At 67.4% G+C, this 18,454-nt stretch carries 25 protein-coding genes and 1 tRNA gene; 14 read left to right on the top strand and 12 right to left on the bottom strand.

What is annotated here, in order from left to right; genetic code table 11:
- Positions 1-86 precede the first annotated feature (86 nt).
- The 10 genes from CV103_RS03860 (at position 87) to CV103_RS03815 (ending at position 3,896) form a co-directional block, all read left to right on the top strand.
- The gene (locus CV103_RS03860) at positions 87-284 is read left to right on the top strand and encodes a hypothetical protein (RefSeq protein ID WP_015457373.1); all 198 of its coding nucleotides are present in this window, start codon (positions 87-89) and stop codon (positions 282-284) included.
- Positions 285-362: 78 nt separating this feature from the next.
- The gene (pspA, locus tag CV103_RS03855; protein ID WP_041865107.1) at positions 363-1,034 is read left to right on the top strand and encodes a phage shock protein PspA; all 672 of its coding nucleotides are present in this window, start codon (positions 363-365) and stop codon (positions 1,032-1,034) included.
- Positions 1,035-1,038: 4 nt separating this feature from the next.
- Positions 1,039-1,350, top strand: coding sequence for an envelope stress response membrane protein PspB (gene pspB, locus CV103_RS03850; RefSeq protein WP_015457375.1), 312 nt, complete (start codon positions 1,039-1,041; stop codon positions 1,348-1,350).
- Between the two features lie 26 nt (positions 1,351-1,376).
- Positions 1,377-1,757 carry an envelope stress response membrane protein PspC gene (pspC, locus tag CV103_RS03845; RefSeq protein ID WP_015457376.1) on the top strand — a complete coding sequence of 127 codons (381 nt, stop codon included), beginning with the start codon at positions 1,377-1,379 and terminating at the stop codon, positions 1,755-1,757.
- Between the two features lie 40 nt (positions 1,758-1,797).
- Positions 1,798-2,091: a hypothetical protein gene (locus CV103_RS03840; protein WP_015457377.1), complete on the top strand. Its 294-nt coding sequence runs from the start codon at positions 1,798-1,800 to the stop codon at positions 2,089-2,091.
- 86 nt (positions 2,092-2,177) lie between these two features.
- The gene (locus tag CV103_RS03835; protein WP_015457378.1) at positions 2,178-2,504 is read left to right on the top strand and encodes a hypothetical protein; all 327 of its coding nucleotides are present in this window, start codon (positions 2,178-2,180) and stop codon (positions 2,502-2,504) included.
- A 27-nt stretch (positions 2,505-2,531) separates the two neighbouring features.
- Complete coding sequence (locus tag CV103_RS03830; protein WP_015457379.1) at positions 2,532-2,789, top strand: hypothetical protein; 258 nt, start codon at positions 2,532-2,534, stop codon at positions 2,787-2,789.
- A 16-nt stretch (positions 2,790-2,805) separates the two neighbouring features.
- Positions 2,806-3,048, top strand: coding sequence for a hypothetical protein (locus CV103_RS03825; protein WP_015457380.1), 243 nt, complete (start codon positions 2,806-2,808; stop codon positions 3,046-3,048).
- Positions 3,049-3,099: 51 nt separating this feature from the next.
- Complete coding sequence (locus CV103_RS03820) at positions 3,100-3,522, top strand: SufE family protein (protein WP_015457381.1); 423 nt, start codon at positions 3,100-3,102, stop codon at positions 3,520-3,522.
- The gene (locus CV103_RS03815; protein WP_107394020.1) at positions 3,519-3,896 is read left to right on the top strand and encodes a SecDF P1 head subdomain-containing protein; all 378 of its coding nucleotides are present in this window, start codon (positions 3,519-3,521) and stop codon (positions 3,894-3,896) included. The genes CV103_RS03820 and CV103_RS03815 overlap by 4 nt, the downstream gene beginning before the upstream one ends.
- Before the next feature lie 122 nt (positions 3,897-4,018).
- Here CV103_RS03815 and CV103_RS03810 read toward each other — a convergent pair.
- A tRNA-Val gene (locus CV103_RS03810) sits at positions 4,019-4,093 on the bottom strand.
- A 173-nt stretch (positions 4,094-4,266) separates the two neighbouring features.
- Here CV103_RS03810 and CV103_RS03805 point away from each other — a divergent pair.
- On the top strand, positions 4,267-4,461 hold the full coding sequence (locus CV103_RS03805) for a hypothetical protein (RefSeq protein ID WP_041864772.1): 195 nt from the start codon (positions 4,267-4,269) through the stop codon (positions 4,459-4,461).
- Here CV103_RS03805 and CV103_RS03800 read toward each other — a convergent pair.
- The 5 genes from CV103_RS03800 to CV103_RS03780 form a co-directional block, all read right to left on the bottom strand.
- On the bottom strand, positions 4,419-5,357 hold the full coding sequence (locus CV103_RS03800; protein WP_146163374.1) for a helix-turn-helix domain-containing protein: 939 nt from the start codon (positions 5,355-5,357) through the stop codon (positions 4,419-4,421). The two genes, CV103_RS03805 and CV103_RS03800, sit on opposite strands and share 43 nt — an antisense overlap.
- Before the next feature lie 76 nt (positions 5,358-5,433).
- Positions 5,434-6,888: an NAD(P)(+) transhydrogenase (Re/Si-specific) subunit beta gene (locus CV103_RS03795; protein ID WP_070934250.1), complete on the bottom strand. Its 1,455-nt coding sequence runs from the start codon at positions 6,886-6,888 to the stop codon at positions 5,434-5,436.
- Positions 6,889-7,024: 136 nt separating this feature from the next.
- Positions 7,025-7,312 (bottom strand): NAD(P) transhydrogenase subunit alpha part 2, encoded by a 288-nt coding sequence (locus tag CV103_RS03790; RefSeq protein WP_010125866.1) that lies wholly within the window; start codon positions 7,310-7,312, stop codon positions 7,025-7,027.
- A gap of 113 nt (positions 7,313-7,425) precedes the next feature.
- On the bottom strand, positions 7,426-8,562 hold the full coding sequence (locus CV103_RS03785) for an NAD(P) transhydrogenase subunit alpha (protein ID WP_015457385.1): 1,137 nt from the start codon (positions 8,560-8,562) through the stop codon (positions 7,426-7,428).
- 3 nt (positions 8,563-8,565) lie between these two features.
- Positions 8,566-8,703, bottom strand: coding sequence for an aa3-type cytochrome c oxidase subunit IV (locus CV103_RS03780; RefSeq protein ID WP_015457386.1), 138 nt, complete (start codon positions 8,701-8,703; stop codon positions 8,566-8,568).
- Positions 8,704-8,877: 174 nt separating this feature from the next.
- Between CV103_RS03780 and CV103_RS03775 the strand changes: the two genes are divergently transcribed.
- Both CV103_RS03775 and CV103_RS22770 read left to right on the top strand, forming a co-directional pair.
- Positions 8,878-10,290, top strand: a complete 1,413-nt coding sequence (locus CV103_RS03775; RefSeq protein WP_107394018.1) for a sigma-54-dependent transcriptional regulator — start codon at positions 8,878-8,880, stop codon at positions 10,288-10,290.
- A gap of 151 nt (positions 10,291-10,441) precedes the next feature.
- The gene (locus tag CV103_RS22770; RefSeq protein WP_170112544.1) at positions 10,442-11,104 is read left to right on the top strand and encodes a PEPxxWA-CTERM sorting domain-containing protein; all 663 of its coding nucleotides are present in this window, start codon (positions 10,442-10,444) and stop codon (positions 11,102-11,104) included.
- A 53-nt stretch (positions 11,105-11,157) separates the two neighbouring features.
- Here CV103_RS22770 and folP read toward each other — a convergent pair whose 3' ends face one another.
- From folP to glmM, 5 genes are all read right to left on the bottom strand, one after another.
- Positions 11,158-12,270 (bottom strand): dihydropteroate synthase, encoded by a 1,113-nt coding sequence (folP, locus tag CV103_RS03765; protein ID WP_107394016.1) that lies wholly within the window; start codon positions 12,268-12,270, stop codon positions 11,158-11,160.
- Positions 12,271-12,311: 41 nt separating this feature from the next.
- Complete coding sequence (locus CV103_RS03760) at positions 12,312-13,460, bottom strand: site-specific DNA-methyltransferase (protein ID WP_107394015.1); 1,149 nt, start codon at positions 13,458-13,460, stop codon at positions 12,312-12,314.
- Positions 13,461-13,710: 250 nt separating this feature from the next.
- Positions 13,711-14,334 carry a ribonuclease HII gene (locus CV103_RS03755; RefSeq protein ID WP_191225198.1) on the bottom strand — a complete coding sequence of 208 codons (624 nt, stop codon included), beginning with the start codon at positions 14,332-14,334 and terminating at the stop codon, positions 13,711-13,713.
- A complete protein-coding gene (thiD, locus tag CV103_RS03750; RefSeq protein WP_107394014.1) occupies positions 14,331-15,164 on the bottom strand; it encodes a bifunctional hydroxymethylpyrimidine kinase/phosphomethylpyrimidine kinase in 834 nt (277 codons plus the stop codon). The genes CV103_RS03755 and thiD overlap by 4 nt, the downstream gene beginning before the upstream one ends.
- Positions 15,161-16,498 carry a phosphoglucosamine mutase gene (gene glmM, locus CV103_RS03745; RefSeq protein WP_107394013.1) on the bottom strand — a complete coding sequence of 446 codons (1,338 nt, stop codon included), beginning with the start codon at positions 16,496-16,498 and terminating at the stop codon, positions 15,161-15,163. The genes thiD and glmM overlap by 4 nt, the downstream gene beginning before the upstream one ends.
- 84 nt (positions 16,499-16,582) lie before the next feature.
- On the opposite strand from glmM, the gene CV103_RS03740 reads away from it, so the two are divergent.
- A complete protein-coding gene (locus tag CV103_RS03740; protein WP_211314344.1) occupies positions 16,583-17,983 on the top strand; it encodes an alanine/glycine:cation symporter family protein in 1,401 nt (466 codons plus the stop codon).
- Here the strand turns inward: CV103_RS03740 and CV103_RS03735 are convergent.
- Positions 17,967-18,452 carry a GreA/GreB family elongation factor gene (locus tag CV103_RS03735; RefSeq protein WP_015457395.1) on the bottom strand — a complete coding sequence of 162 codons (486 nt, stop codon included), beginning with the start codon at positions 18,450-18,452 and terminating at the stop codon, positions 17,967-17,969. The genes CV103_RS03740 and CV103_RS03735 overlap by 17 nt on opposite strands.
- Between the last annotated feature and the right edge of the window lie 2 nt (positions 18,453-18,454).

Here is an 18,454-nt window from a genome sequence, read left to right as displayed (position 1 = left end):
GCCGATCCCGCGAGTTGGCACGCCCCCTGCAATGATCGAAGCGTCTACGGTGCATCGCACCACATGCTGAACCAAGGGAGGTTATCATGTTCCGCTTCGACGCCATCGACTTCCAGCGCATCGCGGTTTCGTCGATCGGTGCGCTCGTCCTTTCCGCCGCCTGCATCGTCGGCGCGGTCGGCCCGGCCCGCGCGGCCGATGGCCGCATGGTGATCGCGGTCGAGGCGGACTGCCAGCCCCCCTCGGCCCAGTATTTCGATATCGCCGCCCTGCCCAAGGCCTGAGCGGCGTGACCGGCCGGGGCGGCTTCCCTTAAACCGCCCCGGCCGCAACAAACGGGTTTCGTGAAGGAGTATCGCAAGATGGGAATCTTCTCCCGCACCAGGGACATCATCGCCGCCAACGTCACCGACCTGCTCGACAAGGCGGAAGACCCGGCGAAGATGATCCGCATGATCATCCTCGAGATGGAGGAGACGCTGGTCGAGGTCCGCGCCTCGGCCGCCCGCAGCATCGCCGACCAGAAGGAGATGCGCCGCCAGATCGCCAAGCTGGAGAATGTCCAGTCCGGCTGGGTGGAAAAGGCCGAGCTCGCCCTTTCCAAGGGCCGCGAGGACCTGGCCAAGGCTGCGCTGGTCGAAAAGCAGAAGGCCGCCGACCTCGCCGAGCAGCTTGCCGCGGAGATCGGCGTCCTGGACGAGAGCCTGAAGGCCTCGGAAGCCGACATCGCCAAGCTGCAGGCCAAGCTGCGCGAGGCGCGCGCGCGCCAGAATTCGATCGTCGCCCGCATGGAAAGCGCCAACAACCGCCTGCGGATGCGCGAAATCTATGCCGGCCCGAAGATCGACGAGGCGTTCAGCCGCTTCGACATGCTCGAACGCCGGGTCGACTGGGCCGAAGGCCGCGCGGATGCCGCCGGCATGGGTGCGGTGAAGAGCCTGGAGGAAGAAATCGCCGAGCTGCGCTCGTCCGAGAAGGTGGAGGCGGAACTCGCCGCGCTGAAGGCAAGGGCCGCCGGCAAGCAGGAGGGCTGATGCGATGGAAGATGTATTTCTCCCCATCATCATCGTCGGCATGCTCTTCATCGGGCTGCCCTGGCTGATCTTCCATTATGTGACCCAATGGAAGCGCTCCAGCAGCCTCACGGTCGAGGATGAGAACCTCCTCGACGAGTTGCACGACACCGCCCGCAGGCTGGATGACCGGCTTCGCTCGATCGAACGGATCATCGCGGCCGACAACCCGGATTTCCGCCCCGGCCAGATTTCCGACCGGAGCGAGAACCCCGAATATCGCCGGGCCGACGAGCCCGAGCGCATCGAAAACTGGCGCCGCGGCGAACATCGCTGACAGGCAGCCTCAAGGAGGGAAGAACAATGTCCGCTCGCCGCACCAAATTCTATCTCGACAAGCGCAACGGCAAGCTGATGGGCGTATGCTCCGGCATCGCCGACTATACCGGGATCGATGCCACGCTGGTCCGCATCGGCATGGTGTTGCTCACCATCTTCGCGATGGGGCCGATCGCGCCGCTCGTCTACCTCGTGATCGGCTGGGTCGCCAGCGACAAGCCGCGCGAATTCTATGACGATCCCGAGGAAGCGAAATTCTGGCAGGGCGTGCGCGCCAAGCCTTCCACCTCGGTGCGCGACGTGCGCAGCCGCTTCCGCGACATCGACCGCCGCCTGGCCGATGTGGAGATCCACATCACCAGCCAGAACCGCCGCCTGGCCGACGAGATCGAAAGCCTGCGCTGAGGTTCGGCGGGGCTGAGGCCCGGCATCAAGGGAGAGCATCATGACCTGGGGATCACCCGTCTCCGTCATCGCCATCATCGCGCTCTGCTACGCGGGCTGGCTGATCGGCACCTGGATCCGGGCAAGGCACGGCTATCCGGTGGAAGGTGAGTTCGGCGGCATCGTCCACAAGACGGACGGCCCCGGCACCGATCGCAAGATCGAGCTTCTCGCCAGCGAGAACGGCCAGTTGAAAGGCCAGATCAGCCGGCTGGAGGAGCGGATCGCGGTGCTGGAACGCATCGTCACGGACAAGGCCGTCCGGCTGGGCGACGAGATAGACAGCCTGCGCTGACCGCCGTTCCGTCCATTGATCGAACATAATGCGCGGTTCGTCGAAAGATCGATGCCCCGTCGCGCGGAGAATGAGGGAAAGCTGAAATGGACCCCGAACATATCGTATTCATCCAGCACATGGCGCCGTTGGCGATGTTCGCCGTGGCCTTCGGTGTCGGCGGATGGGTGCTGACCACCTGGCTCCGCATCAAGAACGGCTATCCGCTCGACGGCGCCTGGGGCCAGGCGGTCTATCCCAAGAAGGACGAGGAGATGGTGGAACGGCTGCGGCTGCTTTCCAGCGAGAATGCGCAGCTGCGCGCCGAGCTGGGATCGGTGAAGGACCGGCTCGCCACCGTCGAACGCATCGTCACCGACGCCAGCTACCGCCTCGATCGCGAGATCGAGGGGCTGCGCGGCCCCGCCAACTGACTTTCGAGCCGAGGGAGGCTTCATCCAATGTTCGACAATCCTTTCTCGATGGTGGTGGCGATCGTGCTGATCGTATCGATCGCCGGCATCATGCGCGCCAAATACGGCATCCGGCGGGATCGCCACGGCAACGAGCTGCCGATCCGCGATCCCGATGCGGATCGCCTGCGCGACGAGCTGAAGGCGCTGAAGGAACGCGTCGCCGTGCTCGAGCGCATCGCAACCGAAAACAACCGGGGCGTCACCCTCGATCGCGAGATCGAGGCGCTGCGCCACCGCGACTGACCAGGGAATGACGGTCATGACCGAACCCACCTTCTGGCTCGCCATCGCCTTCACCGGCCTTGCCGGCCTCCTCATCCTCACCCAGGCGGCGCTCAAGGGCTGGCGCGGCTGGCTCGACCTGCGGCGGCTGGAAATCGACAATCGCCGCGAGGAACAGGCCCACGCCTCCGCCCCCTCGCCCGCCTCGCGGATCGAGCTTGCCGATCTGAAGGAACGTGTCCGCAAGCTGGAAGCGATCGCCGCCGGCGTCGATCTGTGATGCCGGCCGCATCCGCTTCCGGCAGCCGCCCGCTTGTGGTAGCGGCGCGCCATGACCGCGCCGACCACGCTTGCCGAAACGCTGGAGGAATATGAATTCCTCGATGCCGACGACCGCTATCGCCTGCTGATCGATCTGGGCCGCGCGCTGGAGCCGATGCCCGATCCCCTCAAGACCGATGCGACGCTGGTACGGGGCTGTTCGGCCTCGGTATGGGTCTATCCCACCCGCCGCGACGATGGCCGGCTCCACTTCCTGGCCGATTCCAACGCGGCGATCACCAAGGGCATCATCGCGCTGGTGCTGCTGACGGTGCAGGACAGGACTCCGGCCGAAATCGTCGCCACCGACATCGCCGATGCGCTGGCGCCCTTCGATCTCAAGAACCAGCTCAGTTCCAACCGCACCCAGGGGATACCCAATATGATCGCCCTCATCCGCGCGACGGCCGAACGCTATGGAGCGGAAGGATGAAGAGGCTGGCGATCCTGCTGGGCGGCCTGCTGCTGGCCGCCGCCAACGCCACGGGCTTCGCGATCGGCGGCGCGCCCTTCCAGCAGGCGGAAATCCTCGATGCCCGCGCGATGCCGGAGATCGACGGATCGACCAGCATCCTGCTGACCTTCGATCCCAAGGCCGCGCCAAGGCTGGAGAAGCTGAGCGCCGCCAATATCGGCAAGCCGCTGGCGGTGACGCTGGACGGCAGGACCATCGCGAGCCCGACCGTCGCCGAGCCGATCACCACCGGCACGCTGACCCTGACCGGCAGCTTCACCCTGCCCGAGGCCGAGGCGCTGGCGAAGCGGATATCGGGCAAGGACCCGGTGCCGGAGGAGTTCGAGGACTGAGCCGGGACCGGCCCCGCCCGCAAATCCCGCACCGCAGATTCCGCAAGCAGGCAACCCGAACCCGCACGGCCGGATTACGGGCCTGCACCGTGACGCCGCTTATCGGCTGACAATCAAGGAAATGGTGGGCGGTGAGGGTTTCGAACCCCCGACATCCTCGGTGTAAACGAGGCGCTCTACCGCTGAGCTAACCGCCCGCCGATATATCGGGAGCCATGCCGAAGCATGCCTGCCATGGCCCCTCCCATAAGGGACATTACGTAATTCGCAAGGCCATCCTGCAGTGCAATAGGCGCGCCAGCCGTGGGGGCGATCTGCTTTGGTCGTTCCCCGCCACCGGGGTGCGGCCTCACCTCGGGATAAGGTCGGAATGCGGTACGAAAGGGAATATGTGCGGCGTCGCTATCGGGAGGAAATCGCGCGGGCGCGCGAGGCGGAATGCCCCGAACTGCGCCTCGCCCATTCCAAACTCGCCGAAGTGTTCGGCGAACAGCTCAAGATCATGAACGCCGATCACAGCTTCTATGCCACGGGGCTCGCAATCCGCCGCGCCGCCGCAAGATAATTAAGCATCCCCGCCGCCGCCGCATCCGAAAGCGTGATGAACACGCGGCGCCCGTCATGGGGATCGGCGATCCGCACGAACAGGCCCGAATCGGTCAGCGTCTTGATCCAGCGCAGCGCTGTCGTCGGCGGAACGGCGGCGGCGATGCACAGGCTGGAAACGGCGACATCGCTGCCTTCCAGCCGGGCCGCCATCAGATCGAGCAGCATGTCCCACGCCGGATCGGCGAACAGCTCGGCCGGGAAATAATTGTCGCGCAGCCGCCGGCCGCGAATGATGGCGCGGACATAAGCGGCATCGACATCGGGCTCCGTCCGGGGCGCCGCCCGGAAAGCCAGGGCATGGGCCGAGACCCCGTCCGCGCCCGGCTGGCCTCCCTGCGAAAGCTGCGCCAGCGCACGGGCGACCTGCGCCATCTGCTCGGCAAGATTCTGGAGCTGCGGATAAAGTTCGTCCGCCTTCCCTTCGGCAACGGCCGGGAACGGGCGCCCGCGCGCGCCCACCAGCGCCGCGGCAATATCGCCGGGCGTCGGCTGGCAGAGAATCGGGACATCCCCGCCCCCGAATTCCCCCATCACGGCATCGATCCGGTCGAGCGGCACCGCCACGATCACGGGAAGCCCGCGATCCGCCCGCCGGCGCAGCGCGCTCAAGGCGTCGTCGAACAGCCCGGCCGGACAGCCGCCCAGCTCGGCGACCAGGATATCGCCCGGCCCCGCCCGGCCGAACCGGGCAATGCCGTCCGCATCCAGCCCCACGGCTTCCGCCGGCAGGCCGATCGCGCGGGCCACCTCGGCGATCTCCGCCCGGGCCAGCGCATCGGCCCCGCAGACGAAGACCGAGGCCGGGCCGCCATCGGCCGACACCGGCCAATCCTGATTCGGATCATCCCCCATGGCCGGAACCTTCCGCATCAGGCCCGATAATTCAACAGCGAGGCCGCTTCGGAGAAGCCGGCCCCACCATCCGAAATCAGTGGGCCATCGCCTTCACGATATCCTCGACCATCTTCTTGGCATCGGCCAGCAGCATCATGGTGTTGTCCATGTAGAAGACGTCGTTGTCGACGCCGGCATAGCCCACACCGCCCATCGACCGCTTCACGAACAGCACGGTCTTGGCCTTCTCCACGTCCAGCACGGGCATGCCGTAGATGGGCGAGGACTTGTCCGTCTTGGCCGCCGGATTGGTGACGTCGTTGGCGCCGATCACGAAGGCCACGTCGGTCTGCGCGAACTCGCTGTTGATGTCCTCCAGCTCGAACACCTCGTCATAGGGCACGTTCGCTTCGGCCAGCAGCACGTTCATATGGCCGGGCATGCGGCCGGCGACGGGGTGGATGGCATATTTCACCTTCACGCCCTCGGCCTTCAGCTGGTCCGCCATTTCGCGCAGCGCATGCTGCGCCTGGGCGACGGCCATGCCGTAGCCGGGCACGATGATGACCTGCTCGGCCTGCTTCATCAGGAAGGCGGCGTCTTCGGCCGATCCGCGCTTCCACGGCCGATCGACCTTCTCGCCCCCGCCCGAGGATGCGGCTTCCGCGCCGAAGCCGCCCGCGATCACGGAGATGAAGCTGCGGTTCATCGCCTTGCACATGATGTAGCTCAGGATCGCGCCCGAGCTGCCGACCAGCGCGCCGGTGACGATCATCGCCGTATTGTGGAGGGTGAAGCCCATAGCGGCGGCCGCCCAGCCCGAATAGCTGTTCAGCATCGAGACGACGACCGGCATGTCCGCGCCGCCGATCGGGATGATGAGCAGGAAGCCGATCACGAAGGACAGCCCCGTCACCGTCCAGAACACCCACGGGCTCTGATCGGTGAGGAAATAGGCTACCAGGCCGAGGATCGCCGCCAGCGTGCCGAGGTTGATGACATGGCGGCCCGGCAGCATGATCGGCTTGCCGCTCATATTGCCGTTGAGCTTGAGGAAGGCGATCACCGATCCGGAGAAGGTGATGGCGCCGATGGCGATGCCCAGCCCCATCTCGATCCGGCTGACGCGCAGGATCTCGCCGGTCGCCACATCGACGATGCCGAAGGCGGCCGGGTTCAGATAGGCGGCCGCGGCCACCAGCACGGCGGCCAGGCCGACGAGCGAGTGGAAGGCGGCGACGAGCTGCGGCATCGCCGTCATCGCGATCCGCCGGGCGACGACGAAGCCGATCCCGCCGCCGATGGCGATGGCGATGGCGATCTCGACCAGGCCGGTGCCGTGCAGGATCAGCGTGGTCGCGATGGCGATCAGCATGCCGATCATGCCGAAACGATTGCCCCGGCGCGAGCTGGTCGGGCTGGAAAGCCCGCGCAGCGCCAGGATGAAGAGCACGCCCGAAACGAGATAGGCGAGCGCGGCCCAGCCGGGCACGGCGATATGTTCGGCCGCGGCGTGCGCCACGCTGGTGGCGGCGGTTTCGTAAGTCATCCTCTAGTCCCCCGACCCGTCATTCCCGCGCGTCCGGGCATGGATTGCCCGTTCGCCGACGGATGTGATGCCCGCAGGCATCCCGATCCCCGCCTCAGCGGGGCGACGATGATGTCCGGGCCTGAGCCTTGCGGGCTCAGCCCTTCTTTTCCTTCTTCTTGTACATCGCCAGCATCCGTTCGGTGACGGCGAAGCCCCCGAAGATGTTGACGCTGGCCAGCGCCACCGCGATCAGCCCGAGCCATTTGGCGCCCGGCGCCTCCGTGGCCGCCGCCGCGATCAGCGCGCCGACGATGATGACGGAGGAAATCGCGTTGGTGACCGCCATCAGCGGCGTGTGCAGCGCCGGCGTCACCGACCAGACGACATAATAGCCGACGAAGCAGGCCAGCACGAAGATCGACAGGATCGATATGAAGTCCATTGACTATCCCCTTCGCCCCGTTGTCGTCCTGCCGGCCGGGGCCGGCAGCTCATGCAGGCGGGGCGCACCCGCTTTGGCGAGACCCCGGCTCGCGCCGGGGCGACATGGGATCTTCAGCCCAGCAGCCGCTGGTTCACGACCTTGCCGTCCTTGGTCAGCCGGATCGCCTGGGTGATCTCGTCCTCATCGGGCAGCACCGGGCCGCCCTTCTCCTTGTCCCAGAAGGCGGACAGGAAGTTGTAGAGGTTCCGCGCGAACAGCGCCGATGCGTCGGACGCCAGCCGGCCCGGCACGTTGCGGAAGCCGACGATCTTCACGCCATGCTTCTCGACGATCTCGCCCGCGACCGCGCCCTCGACATTGCCGCCCTGTTCGACGGCAAGGTCGACGATCACGCTGCCCGGCCGCATCGTCGCGATCTGCGCGTCCGAAATCAGGCGCGGCGCCGGCCGCCCCGGGATCAGCGCGGTGGTGATCACGATATCCTGCTTGGCGAGATGGCTGGAAACGAGATCGGCCTGCGCCTTCTTATATTCCTCGGACATCTCGGTCGCATAGCCGCCGGAACCTTCGCCTTCGATGCCGGAGACATTCTCCACGAAGATCGGCTTGGCGCCCAGCGACTGGATCTGCTCCTTCGTCGCCGAGCGCACGTCGGTGGCCGAAACCTGCGCACCTAGCCGGCGCGCGGTCGCGATCGCCTGCAGGCCCGCCACGCCGACGCCCATGATGAAGGCGCGTGCGGCCGAAACCGTGCCCGCCGCCGTCATCATCATCGGAAAGGCGCGGCCATAGATGGAGGCCGCGTCCACCACCGCCTTGTAGCCGGCGAGGTTGGACTGGGACGACAGGATATCCATGGATTGCGCGCGCGTGATGCGCGGCATGAATTCCATCGCCAGCGCCTCGATCCCGGCGGCGGCATAGGCATCCACCCGTGCGCGCTCGCCGAAGGGATTGAGGCCCGCCACCAGCCACGCGCCGGGCTTGGCACCCGCCAGCGAAGCGGGGTCCGGCCCCTGCACGCCCAGCAGGATATCCGCATCCTTCAGCACGCTCGCCCGGTCGCCGATCGTGGCGCCGGCAGCCGCATAATCCGCATCCGCGATCGCAGCCCCTGCCCCCGCGCCGGCCTCAACGGCCAGCGTGGCGCCCAGGCCCGCGAACTTTTTCACCGTTTCCGGCGTGGCGGCGACGCGGGGTTCCCCCGCTGCGGTCTCCCCAAGGACCGCGATTCTGACGCCCGCCACCGCTCAGTTTGCGATCAGATAGACGACAAGCGCAGCCGCCACGACACAAGCGATCGTGCCGATCTTCATCAGGGAAAGAAAACCCTCGTAAGTCCCCTCATGCGCCTTCAGGTCGTTCGAAGCGCCGTTCGTTTCCGCCATTTTATTTTCCCCCACAGGGTGCGTGAACCGAGCGCGCAATAACGGCACATGCCCGGCGCCTCAAGTGCGGAAGGCGGCAATCGGGCCAGCAAACTCTTAGCCGTGCTTAATCCTAGCTTTACCCCAAGCCGCTATCCGGGCCTCGCGCCGTGGCGCAAGCCTTGGGGAGAATCGATGGGCCGGGATGCGACCCGCACGTTGCTGCTGATCGACGATGAGCCGGCGCAGAGCCGGCTGATCGCCGCCATGGCGTCACGCGCCGGCTGGCGAACGATCACGGCGCCGGACGGCAAGGCCGCGCTCCAGGCGATCGCGCTCGCCGCGCAGCCGATCGATCTCGTCCTGTTCGATTGCTGGGCGCCCGAAACGGATGGAGAAGGGATCATCGCCGCGATCCGCCGGCATCATCCCGATCTGCCGCTGGTGATGATCACCGCGCGGACCTCGGTTGCCGCCGCCGTCACGGCGATGCGGGCCGGCGCCACCGATTTCCTGGTGAAGCCGATCGCGGCCGATCGCCTGCTCGCGGCGCTCGACGCCGCCCTGGCCGGCCGCGTGGGCGAGCTTCGCCCGATGGCCGAGAAGATCGGCGAAAGGCTCGCCTTCGACGAGATCGTCGGCTCCGCGCCCGAATTCCGCGCCGCGCTCGCCATCGCCGCTAAGGCCGCCCGCGCCCGCGTGCCCGTGCTGATCGAAGGCGAAAGCGGCGTCGGCAAGGAAGTCATCGCCCACGCCATCCACGCCGCCAGCCCGCGCGAACGCCGCCCGCTCATCGCCATCAATTGCGGGGCGATTTCCGCCAATCTCGTCGAATCCGAGCTGTTCGGCCACGAACGCGGCGCCTTCACCGGCGCGTTCGACCGGCATATCGGCAAGTTTCAGGATGCCGATGGCGGCACGCTTTTCCTCGACGAGGTGGGCGAGCTGCCGTTCGATGCGCAGGTGAAGCTGCTCCGCGTCCTCCAGACCGGCGAGATCCAGCCGATCGGCGCCCGCGCACCCCGCCAGGTGGATGTGCGCGTCATCGCCGCCACCAACCGCACGCTCGCCGACGAAGTGGCCGCCGGCCGCTTCCGCGAGGATCTCTATTACCGCCTGAACGTCGTCCAGCTCACCATACCACCGCTGCGCGACCGGCCGGGCGATATCCCCGCCCTCACCCGCCACCTGCTCTCCCGCATCGCCCGCCAGCCCGGCCTGCGCGGGCTGGGCATCACCGACGAGGCGCTGCGCCTGCTGGCCGGCTATGGCTGGCCCGGCAATGTCCGCCAGCTCCAGAACGCGCTGTTCCGCGCAGCCGTGCTGTGCGAGGGGCACGCCCTAACCCCCGCCGATTTCCCGCAGATCGCGCACGAGGCCACCGCCCCCGCGTCCCGGAGCGCGCCGCCGCTCGCCAACGCCGCCGGCGTCACCTTGTTCGAACCCAACGGCCATATGCGCACGCTGGAAGCGATCGAGGCGGATATCATCCGGCTCGCGATCGGCCATTATCACGGCCGGATGACGGAAGTGGCCCGCCGCCTCGGCATCGGCCGCTCGACCCTTTACCGCAAGCTCGGCGAGCTCGGCATCGACCACGCCGCCTGATCGACCGCCCCTGTCCCATTCCGGAACGTCATGGCGGCGTAACCCGCTTTGAACATCAAGGTAATCGATCTGACTTGTTCGGCCGCCACCTGATGGGATGCGCGCCGCCATCGGGCGCCGCCGCAACCGATCAGCAAACAGGGGTCAGCAAATGCGCAAGCTCGTCTCGTCCGTGGCCGTCATGCTCGCGGCCACATCCGCCGCCGCCTCGGCCCACGCCTCGGCCGTCATCGATTTCGACAATCTCGCCACCAGCTACGGCGGCGGCGCCTATCATGAGGACGGTTTCGTCCTCACCGGCAATTTCTGCAACAGCATCTCGGGCAATTGCATCAACGCCGTCGATCCCGCGCTCAGCATCGATGGCAGCGGCACCTCGGTCGTGAAGGCCAGCGGGGCCGCGACTACCTTCACCGTCGCGCGCGAGGATGGCGGCGCCTTCCAGTTCGTGTCGATGGATTTCGGCAAGACCAAGGTGGAAACCGGCCCGGTCTTCACCGCCTCTTCCACCTATGAGTTCAAGTTCACGCTGGCGGATGCGGACGAGACGGTCGTCACCCGCTATTTCACCTTCGATCACAACCGCAATTCGCCGATCGTGGCCCACACCGCGATCTTCGAAGGGCTTGGCGACATCACCAGGTTCACCTTCCGCAACCAGAGCGCCGCCGCCCAGTTCGATAATATCCGGCTCGGCGATGCGGCTGTTGCCGCCGTGCCCGAACCCGCAACCTGGGCGATGATGATCGGCGGCTTCGGCATGGTGGGCGGCGTGATGCGCCGCCGCCGGGAAAACATGCTCAAGCTGGCCTGACCGGTTCGCGAGGAGGGGCGTGGACGTGCCTCTCCTCGCCTTTCCTTTGCTGGTTATAGCGGGCTCAGCGCCTCGTCGCGCATGCCGCGCCATATCTTCAGCGCCTGCACCGTTTCGAACACGTCGTGCACCCGGATCAGCTGCACGCCGGCATTGGCCCCGGCCAGCGCCAGCGCGATCGATCCGCCCAGCCTGCGGTCCGCCGGGGCCTCGTCCGCCAGCGCGCCGATCAGCCGCTTGCGGCTGGCGCCCAGCAGCACCGGGCAGCCAAGCCCGTGGAACAGCGCGAGGCCGTTCATGATCGCCAGATTGTGGCGCACCGTCTTGCCGAAGCCGATGCCCGGATCGACGATGATCGCATCGCGCCGGATGCCGGCCGCCTCGGCCGCCGCGATCCGATCCTCCAGCCAGTCATAGACCTCGATCAGCACGTCGCCGTAACGGGGATCGTCCTGCATCGTCTGCGGATCGCCGCGATGGTGCATCAGCACCACGGGGCAGCCGGCGCGCGCCGCAACTTCGGCCGCGCGCCCGTCCCACAGCAATGCGGACACATCGTTCACGATATGCGCGCCGGCGGCGATCGCGGCTTCCATCACCGCCGCCTTGCGCGTGTCGATCGAGATGGCGGTGCCGGCGCGCGCCAGCCGCTCGATCACCGGCGCGGTCCGGGCGATCTCGTCCCCTTCCCACACCGTCGCGGCACCCGGCCGGGTCGATTCCCCGCCCACGTCGATGATCGCCGCCCCTTCCGCCGCCAGCGCGACGCCCAGATCGGCCGCACGCGCGGCGTCGCCTTCATGCCGCCCGCCATCGGAGAAGCTGTCCGGCGTGACGTTCAGGATCGCCATCACCTGCGGCTGGTCCAGCCGCACGACGCGCTCGCCCAGCTTCAGCGGGGCACGGGGCGCGACGATCCGGGCGATCGTCGCGCGCGCGGCCTCCGCCTGTGCGGGGGAAAGCCCGTCGATGAAGGGATCGATCCGCTCCACCGGCACCAGCCGGTCGGCCACCCGGCGTCCGCCATCCACCGCGATCACGTCGAAGGCGGAAAACCATGTCATCCCGCCCGCCAGCCGCAGCGCCTGCCCGTCGCGATCGAACGGCGCGCCGACGAACCCCGTCGGACGGAAATAGAGGCGGGCGGAAGGCGGGATATCGGCCATGTCAGCGGGATCGTCGGCTTTTCAGGCGCGGGTGGGGGATATCACTCCCCGGTCGCCGCCAGGTGCCGCTGGCGCAGCGCATCAATCTCGACCAGCTTGCCGGCTTCCTCATAATGCCAGAAGCTCCAGCCGTTGCACGAAGGCGCGCCCTGCACCGTGGCGCCCAGCTTGTGGATCGATCCCGCGCCCGTGCCTTCCACCAGCGCCAGCGTGCCATCGGCCTTCACCTCCGCCTTCCAGCGGCGCTTGGCGTCCGTCAGCATCGTGCCCGGCTCGATCAGGCCCAACTCCACCAGCAGGCCGAAGGCGACGCGCGGCTGCGCCTTCTTCTCGGGGATCAGCATCATCGCGCTTTCGTCCAGCGGCAACGTGGAATCGATGCGCTGGCGGGCGACCTTCACATATTTTGTCTCGCGCTCGATGCCGATCCAGCGGCGCTTCAGGCGGCGGGCGACGGCGCCGGTGGTGCCGGTGCCGAAGAAGGGATCGAGCACGATATCGCCCGGCTCGGTGCAGGCCAGCATCACGCGATAGAGCAGCGCCTCCGGCTTCTGGGTGGGATGGGCCTTGTGGCCGTCATCGTCCTTCAGCCGCTCGCCGCCGGAACAGATCGGCAGCGACCAGTCGGACCGCATCTGCAGGTCGTCGTTCAACGCCTTCATCGTGCGATAATTGAAGGTGTAGCGCGCCTTCTCGCTCTTGGAGCACCAGATCATCGTCTCATGCGCATTGGTGAAGCGCGTGCCCTTGAAGTTGGGCATCGGGTTCGCCTTGCGCCAGACGATGTCGTTCAGGATCCAGAAGCCCTCATCCTGAAGCGCGGCGCCGACGCGGAAAATGTTGTGATAGCTGCCGATCACCCAGATGGTGCCGTCATCCTTCAGCACGCGCCGCGCCTCGCGCAGCCAGGCCTTGGTGAAGGCATCATAGGTGGCGAGGCTGTCGAACTTGTCCCAATCGTCGTCCACGGCATCCACCTGGCTGCCGTCGGGCCGGTGCAGATCGCCGCCGAGCTGGAGGTTGTAGGGCGGATCGGCGAAGATCATGTCGATCGAACGATCGGGCAGGCCCTTCATCGCCTCGATGCAGTCGCCCTGGATGATCGTTTCGAACGGCAGCATCGTCAGCTTCGGCCGCTTGACCGAGGCGACAGCCGTCCCCTTCCGCTGAATGCGTTGCACAACCGCCATCGATAAAATCCCCTGTTCCTTGAAGCAGCGGGATGAGTCAGCCGGACTCCGCGGTCAAGATCAGGGCCTTGGACCGGCTAGCTCGGACGCGATCTTATCATGGCGGAACGAAAGGAGTCTGCCACCTTATGTTGAGTCGGCCGTTAACCACCGACTCAATCCATTGTGGTGTGCCCTTGAAGACTCACCCCCGCGAATTTTTTTGCGGGGCGCCCGAATACGGCCGATCCGGCCGGGAACTACCCGGAAACTACAGCGCCAGCACCTGCTGGGCGACGGGCGCGAAGCTGCGGCGGTGGAGCGGCGTGGGGCCGAGCCGGACGAGCGCGTCCATATGCGCGCGCGATCCATAGCCCTTGTTGGATGCCCAGCCATAGCCGGGATGCAGGCGATCATATTCGATCATCATCCGATCGCGTTCCTGCTTGGCGATGATCGATGCCGCCGCGATCGAAAGGCACAGGGCGTCGCCGCCGATCACGGGGCGCGAGGGATGCGTCCAGCGCGGGCAGCGATTGCCGTCCACCAGCACCATGCCCGGCGCCACGCCCAATGCGGCGACGGCACGCTCCATCGCCAGCATCGAGGCCCACAGGATGTTGATCTCGTCGATCTCCTCGACCGTGGCGATGCCGACGCCGACCAGCGCCACCGCGCGCAGTTCCTCGCAGATACGCGCGCGCACCTTCTCCGAAAGCTTCTTGGAATCGTCGATGCCCTTGGGCACGCGGCCATGGTCCAGCACCACGGCGGCGGCCACCACCGGCCCGGCCAGCGGCCCGCGCCCGGCTTCGTCCACGCCCACCACGGGGCCGGGATGCTCGCGCTCCAGCTCGAAGCTCGGCCCGGCGGCAATGAGACGCTCCGTCTTCACGCCAGCCCCGTCATCGCATCGAAGGGCACGCCGCCCAGCGCATGCCCCATCGGGCCGTGCCCGGCGCCCAGGCCCGGCGCCGCCGCCAGCGCCGCGCGCAGATAATCCCGCGCGCGATCGACGGCGAGCTGCAGCGCCATCCCCTGCCCCAGGCTGGTGGCGATGCCGCTTGCCAGCGTGCAGCCCGTGCCGTGGCTGTTGCGGGTTTCGATCCGGTCGTTCCAATATTCCACGGCCGCGCCGTCGTGGATCAATATGTCCCCCAGCATCGGCCGGCCATTGCGGATCATCGGCGGCAGATGCCCGCCCTTCGCCAGCACCGCGCAGCCGAAAGTTTCGAACAGCTTGAGGCCCGCCCGCCCGGCCTGGGCGAAATCCGCCACCGGCAGGCCGGTCAGCGCCGCCAGCTCCGGCGCATTGGGCGTCACCACCGTCGCGATCCGCATCAGCCGGCCGAAGGCGGCCACGGTATCGGCATCGGCCAGCACCGATCCGCTGGATGCCACCATCACCGGATCGAACACGATCGGCACCTCGCCCATCGCGGCGAGCCGTTCCGCCACCGCATCGGCCGTCGCCGCCGATCCGATCATGCCGATCTTCACCGCGTCCACGCCGATATCGGCGGCCACGGCATCGATCTGCGCGATCACCATATCGGCCGGCACGGGATGCACGGCCGTCACCCCCAGCGTATTCTGGGCGGTGATCGCGGCGATGGCCGTCATCGGATGGCCGCCCAGCATGGTCACGGTGCGGATATCCGCCTGGATGCCGGCGCCGCCCCCGGAATCGGAACCGGCGATGATGAGGATGCGGGCGATGGTCACGCGGCGGCCTTAACAGCCTCGCAAATGCTGTCCACCACCTCGGCGACGAGCGCCTCGTCCTCGCCCTCCGCCATCACCCGGATCAGCGGTTCGGTGCCGGATTTGCGGATAAGGATGCGCCCGGTGCCGTTCAGCCGCGCCTCGGCGGCGGCGATCGCCTGCTTCACGCCATCCTGCTCCAGCGGCGCGCCGCCCTTGAAGCGGACATTCTTCAGCAACTGCGGCAGGGGATCGAACTGGCGCAGCAGCTCATGCGCCGGCCGGCCCGATTCCACCAGCTCCGCCAGCACCTGCAGCGCCGCCACCAGCCCGTCGCCGGTGGTGGCGTGATCGGAAAGAATGATGTGCCCGGATTGCTCGCCGCCGACGTTGAAGCCCTGCGATCGCATCGCCTCCAGCACGTAGCGATCCCCCACCGCCGCGCGATGCAGCGCGAGGCCATGCCCGCCCAGGAAGCGTTCCAGCCCGAGGTTGGACATCACCGTGGCGACGATCCCGCCGCCCCGCAACAGCCCCTTGCGCGCCCACGATACGCCGATCAGCGCCATCAGCTGATCCCCGTCGACGACATTGCCCTTGTCGTCCACCACGATCAGCCGATCGGCGTCGCCGTCCAGCGCGATGCCGATATCCGCGCGCGTTTCCACCACCTTGGCGACCAGCGCCGCCGGGTCGGTCGATCCGCATTTGTCGTTGATGTTGATGCCATCGGGCGAAACGCCGAGCGGGATCACCTCCGCTCCCAATTCCCACAGGGCGGCTGGCGCGACCTGATAGGCGGCGCCGTTGGCGCAGTCGATCACGATGCGCAGCCCATCCAGCGTCAGCTTGTCCGGGAAGGTCGATTTGGCGGCGTGGATGTAACGCCCGCGCGCATCCTCCACCCGCCTTGCCCGGCCGATCGCATCGGATGCCACCAGCAGCGGTTCGGCATCCAGCAGCGCCTCGATGGCATCTTCGTCCGCGTCGGAAAGCTTGTAGCCGTCTGGCCCGAACAACTTGATGCCGTTGTCGTAAAAGGGGTTGTGGCTGGCGGAGATCATCACGCCGATGTCGGCCCGCATCGATCGGGTGAGCATCGCCACCGCCGGCGTGGGCATCGGCCCCACCAGCACCACATCCATGCCCACGCTGGTGAAGCCCGCCACCAGCGCGGATTCCATCATATAGCCGGAAAGCCGGGTATCCTTGCCGATCACCACGCGATGCCGGTGGTCGCCGCGCATGAAGTGCGCACCGGCCGCCTGCCCCACCTTCATCGCGGTCGCCGCCGTCATCGGCGCCTCGTTGGTGCGCCCGCGGATCCCGTCCGTGCCGAAATATTTCCTTGCCATGCCCCGTCTTGTTCCTGCCTGTCGCTGGGGTTGCCTTCGCGTCTATGGCGCAAGGATAGTCCGAACCCCCGGCCGGAGCGAGCCTTGATCGAAACCCTGTCCCGCGCCATCGATGCGCTGGCTGCCATCGTCTTCTGGAAAATCCCCTTCTTCGGCACGCAGATCGAAGCCATCGTGCTCTGGCTGGCGATCCCGATGCTGTTCTTCACCTTCTGGCTGGGCGTGCCGCAGATCAGCGGCATCAGGCTGGGCTGGAAGGCGATGCGCGGCCATTATGCCGATCCCGACCATCCCGGCGAGATGAGCCAGTTCGCCGCCCTTTCCACGGCGCTGTCCGGCACGCTGGGCCTGGGCAATATCGCCGGCGTCGCCATCGCCATCGCCATCGGCGGGCCGGGCGCCGCCTTCTGGCAGTTCGTGATCGGCATCTTCGCCATGGCGCTGAAGGCGGCGGAGGTGACGCTGGGCCTCAAATATCGCGAGGTCGATGCCCGCGGCACGATGCGCGGCGGGCCGATGTATGTGCTGAAGAACGGCCTGGGCGCGCGCGGCTGGCCGAAGATCGGCCTGATCCTGGGTGGCCTTTATGCCGTGTTCGCGCTGGGCGGGGCGATCCCGCTGGTGCAGGTGAACCAGAGCTATGCGCAGGTCAGCGCGGTCGCCGGCGCCGATTTCTCGTTGGCCTATGGCATCGGCATGGCGCTCGCCGTCTCGCTGGTGGTGGTGGGCGGCGCGCGCTGGCTGGGCCGGGTCACGGTGCTACTCGTGCCGGGGATGAGCATCCTCTACATGGCGGCGGCGCTCGCCGTCGTCCTCTATCACTGGATGGATATTCCCGCCGCCTTCGCCACCATCGTCTCCGATGCCTTCACCGGCCGGGCGGTGGCGGGCGGCGCGGTCGGCACCTTCGTCGTCGGCATGCGGCGCGCGGTCTATTCGTGCGAGGCGGGCGTGGGTTCGGCGGTGATGGCGCACGCCGCCGCCCGCACGAAGGAACCCGCGTCCGAAGGCATGGTCGCCCTGCTGGAACCGCTGTTCGATACCGTCATCATGTGCTCGCTCACCGCGCTGATGATCGTGGTGTCGGGCGTGTGGGACGACGGCTTCAACGATATCGCCATGGCGTCCGCCGCCTTTGCCGGCGTCTTTTCCTGGTTTCCCTATGTGCTGGCCGTCGCGGTGGTGCTGTTCGCTTATGCCACGCTGATCGCCTGGGGCTATTATGGCGGGCAGGCCTGGGCCTATCTGTTCGGACCGTCGCGCTTCGCCACCGTCAGCTATCGCATCCTCTATTGCGTGGCGCTGCCGGTGGGCGCGGTGCTGGATATCAGCCGCGTCATCAACCTGGTAGACAGCGCCTTCTTCCTGATGGCGGCGCCCAACGTCGTCGCCCTCTACCTCTTCGCGCCGGAGGTGCGGCGCGAGATCCGGGGCTATATCGCCCGGATGCGCGCCGCGCCGGCCGGCGTCAGTCTTCCGGTATAGGGGCGACCGCGACCAGCTTCAGCGCCTCGGGCCGGCCGGCGAAATCCACCTTGTCGCCCACGCCCGCGCCGATCAGCGCGCGGGCGAGCGGCGCGGTGAAGGCGATGCGGCCGGCGGCGGGATCGGCCTCGTCATCGCCCACGATATCCACGGTCCGCGTCTCGCCCGCCTGCTTGTAGGTGACGCGCGAACCGAATCCCGCTTCCTCGGGATCGGCGGGCGGCGCCGTAACCTGCGCGGTCGCGCGGCGGACATGCCAGTAGCGCAGTTCCCGGCGGATCGCCTCGATCGCCTCCTCCCCTCCGCCTGCCGCCACGAGATCGGCCAGCGCCGCCTCCCGCTCGGCCGCCTTGGCCTCGATCAGGGCGAGGCCGCGCGGCGTCACCAGATTGGGCCCCACCGGGATCGGCAATTCGGGCCGGGGCTCCTTATGCTCCTCGTCCGAATCACGACGGAACGCGACACTCATTG

The organism is Edaphosphingomonas fennica, assembly GCF_003034225.1.
GTDB lineage: Bacteria > Pseudomonadota > Alphaproteobacteria > Sphingomonadales > Sphingomonadaceae > Sphingomonas_E > Sphingomonas_E fennica.
Note: the sequence above shows the minus strand (reverse complement) of the source record. Positions and strands in the feature narration are given on the sequence as shown.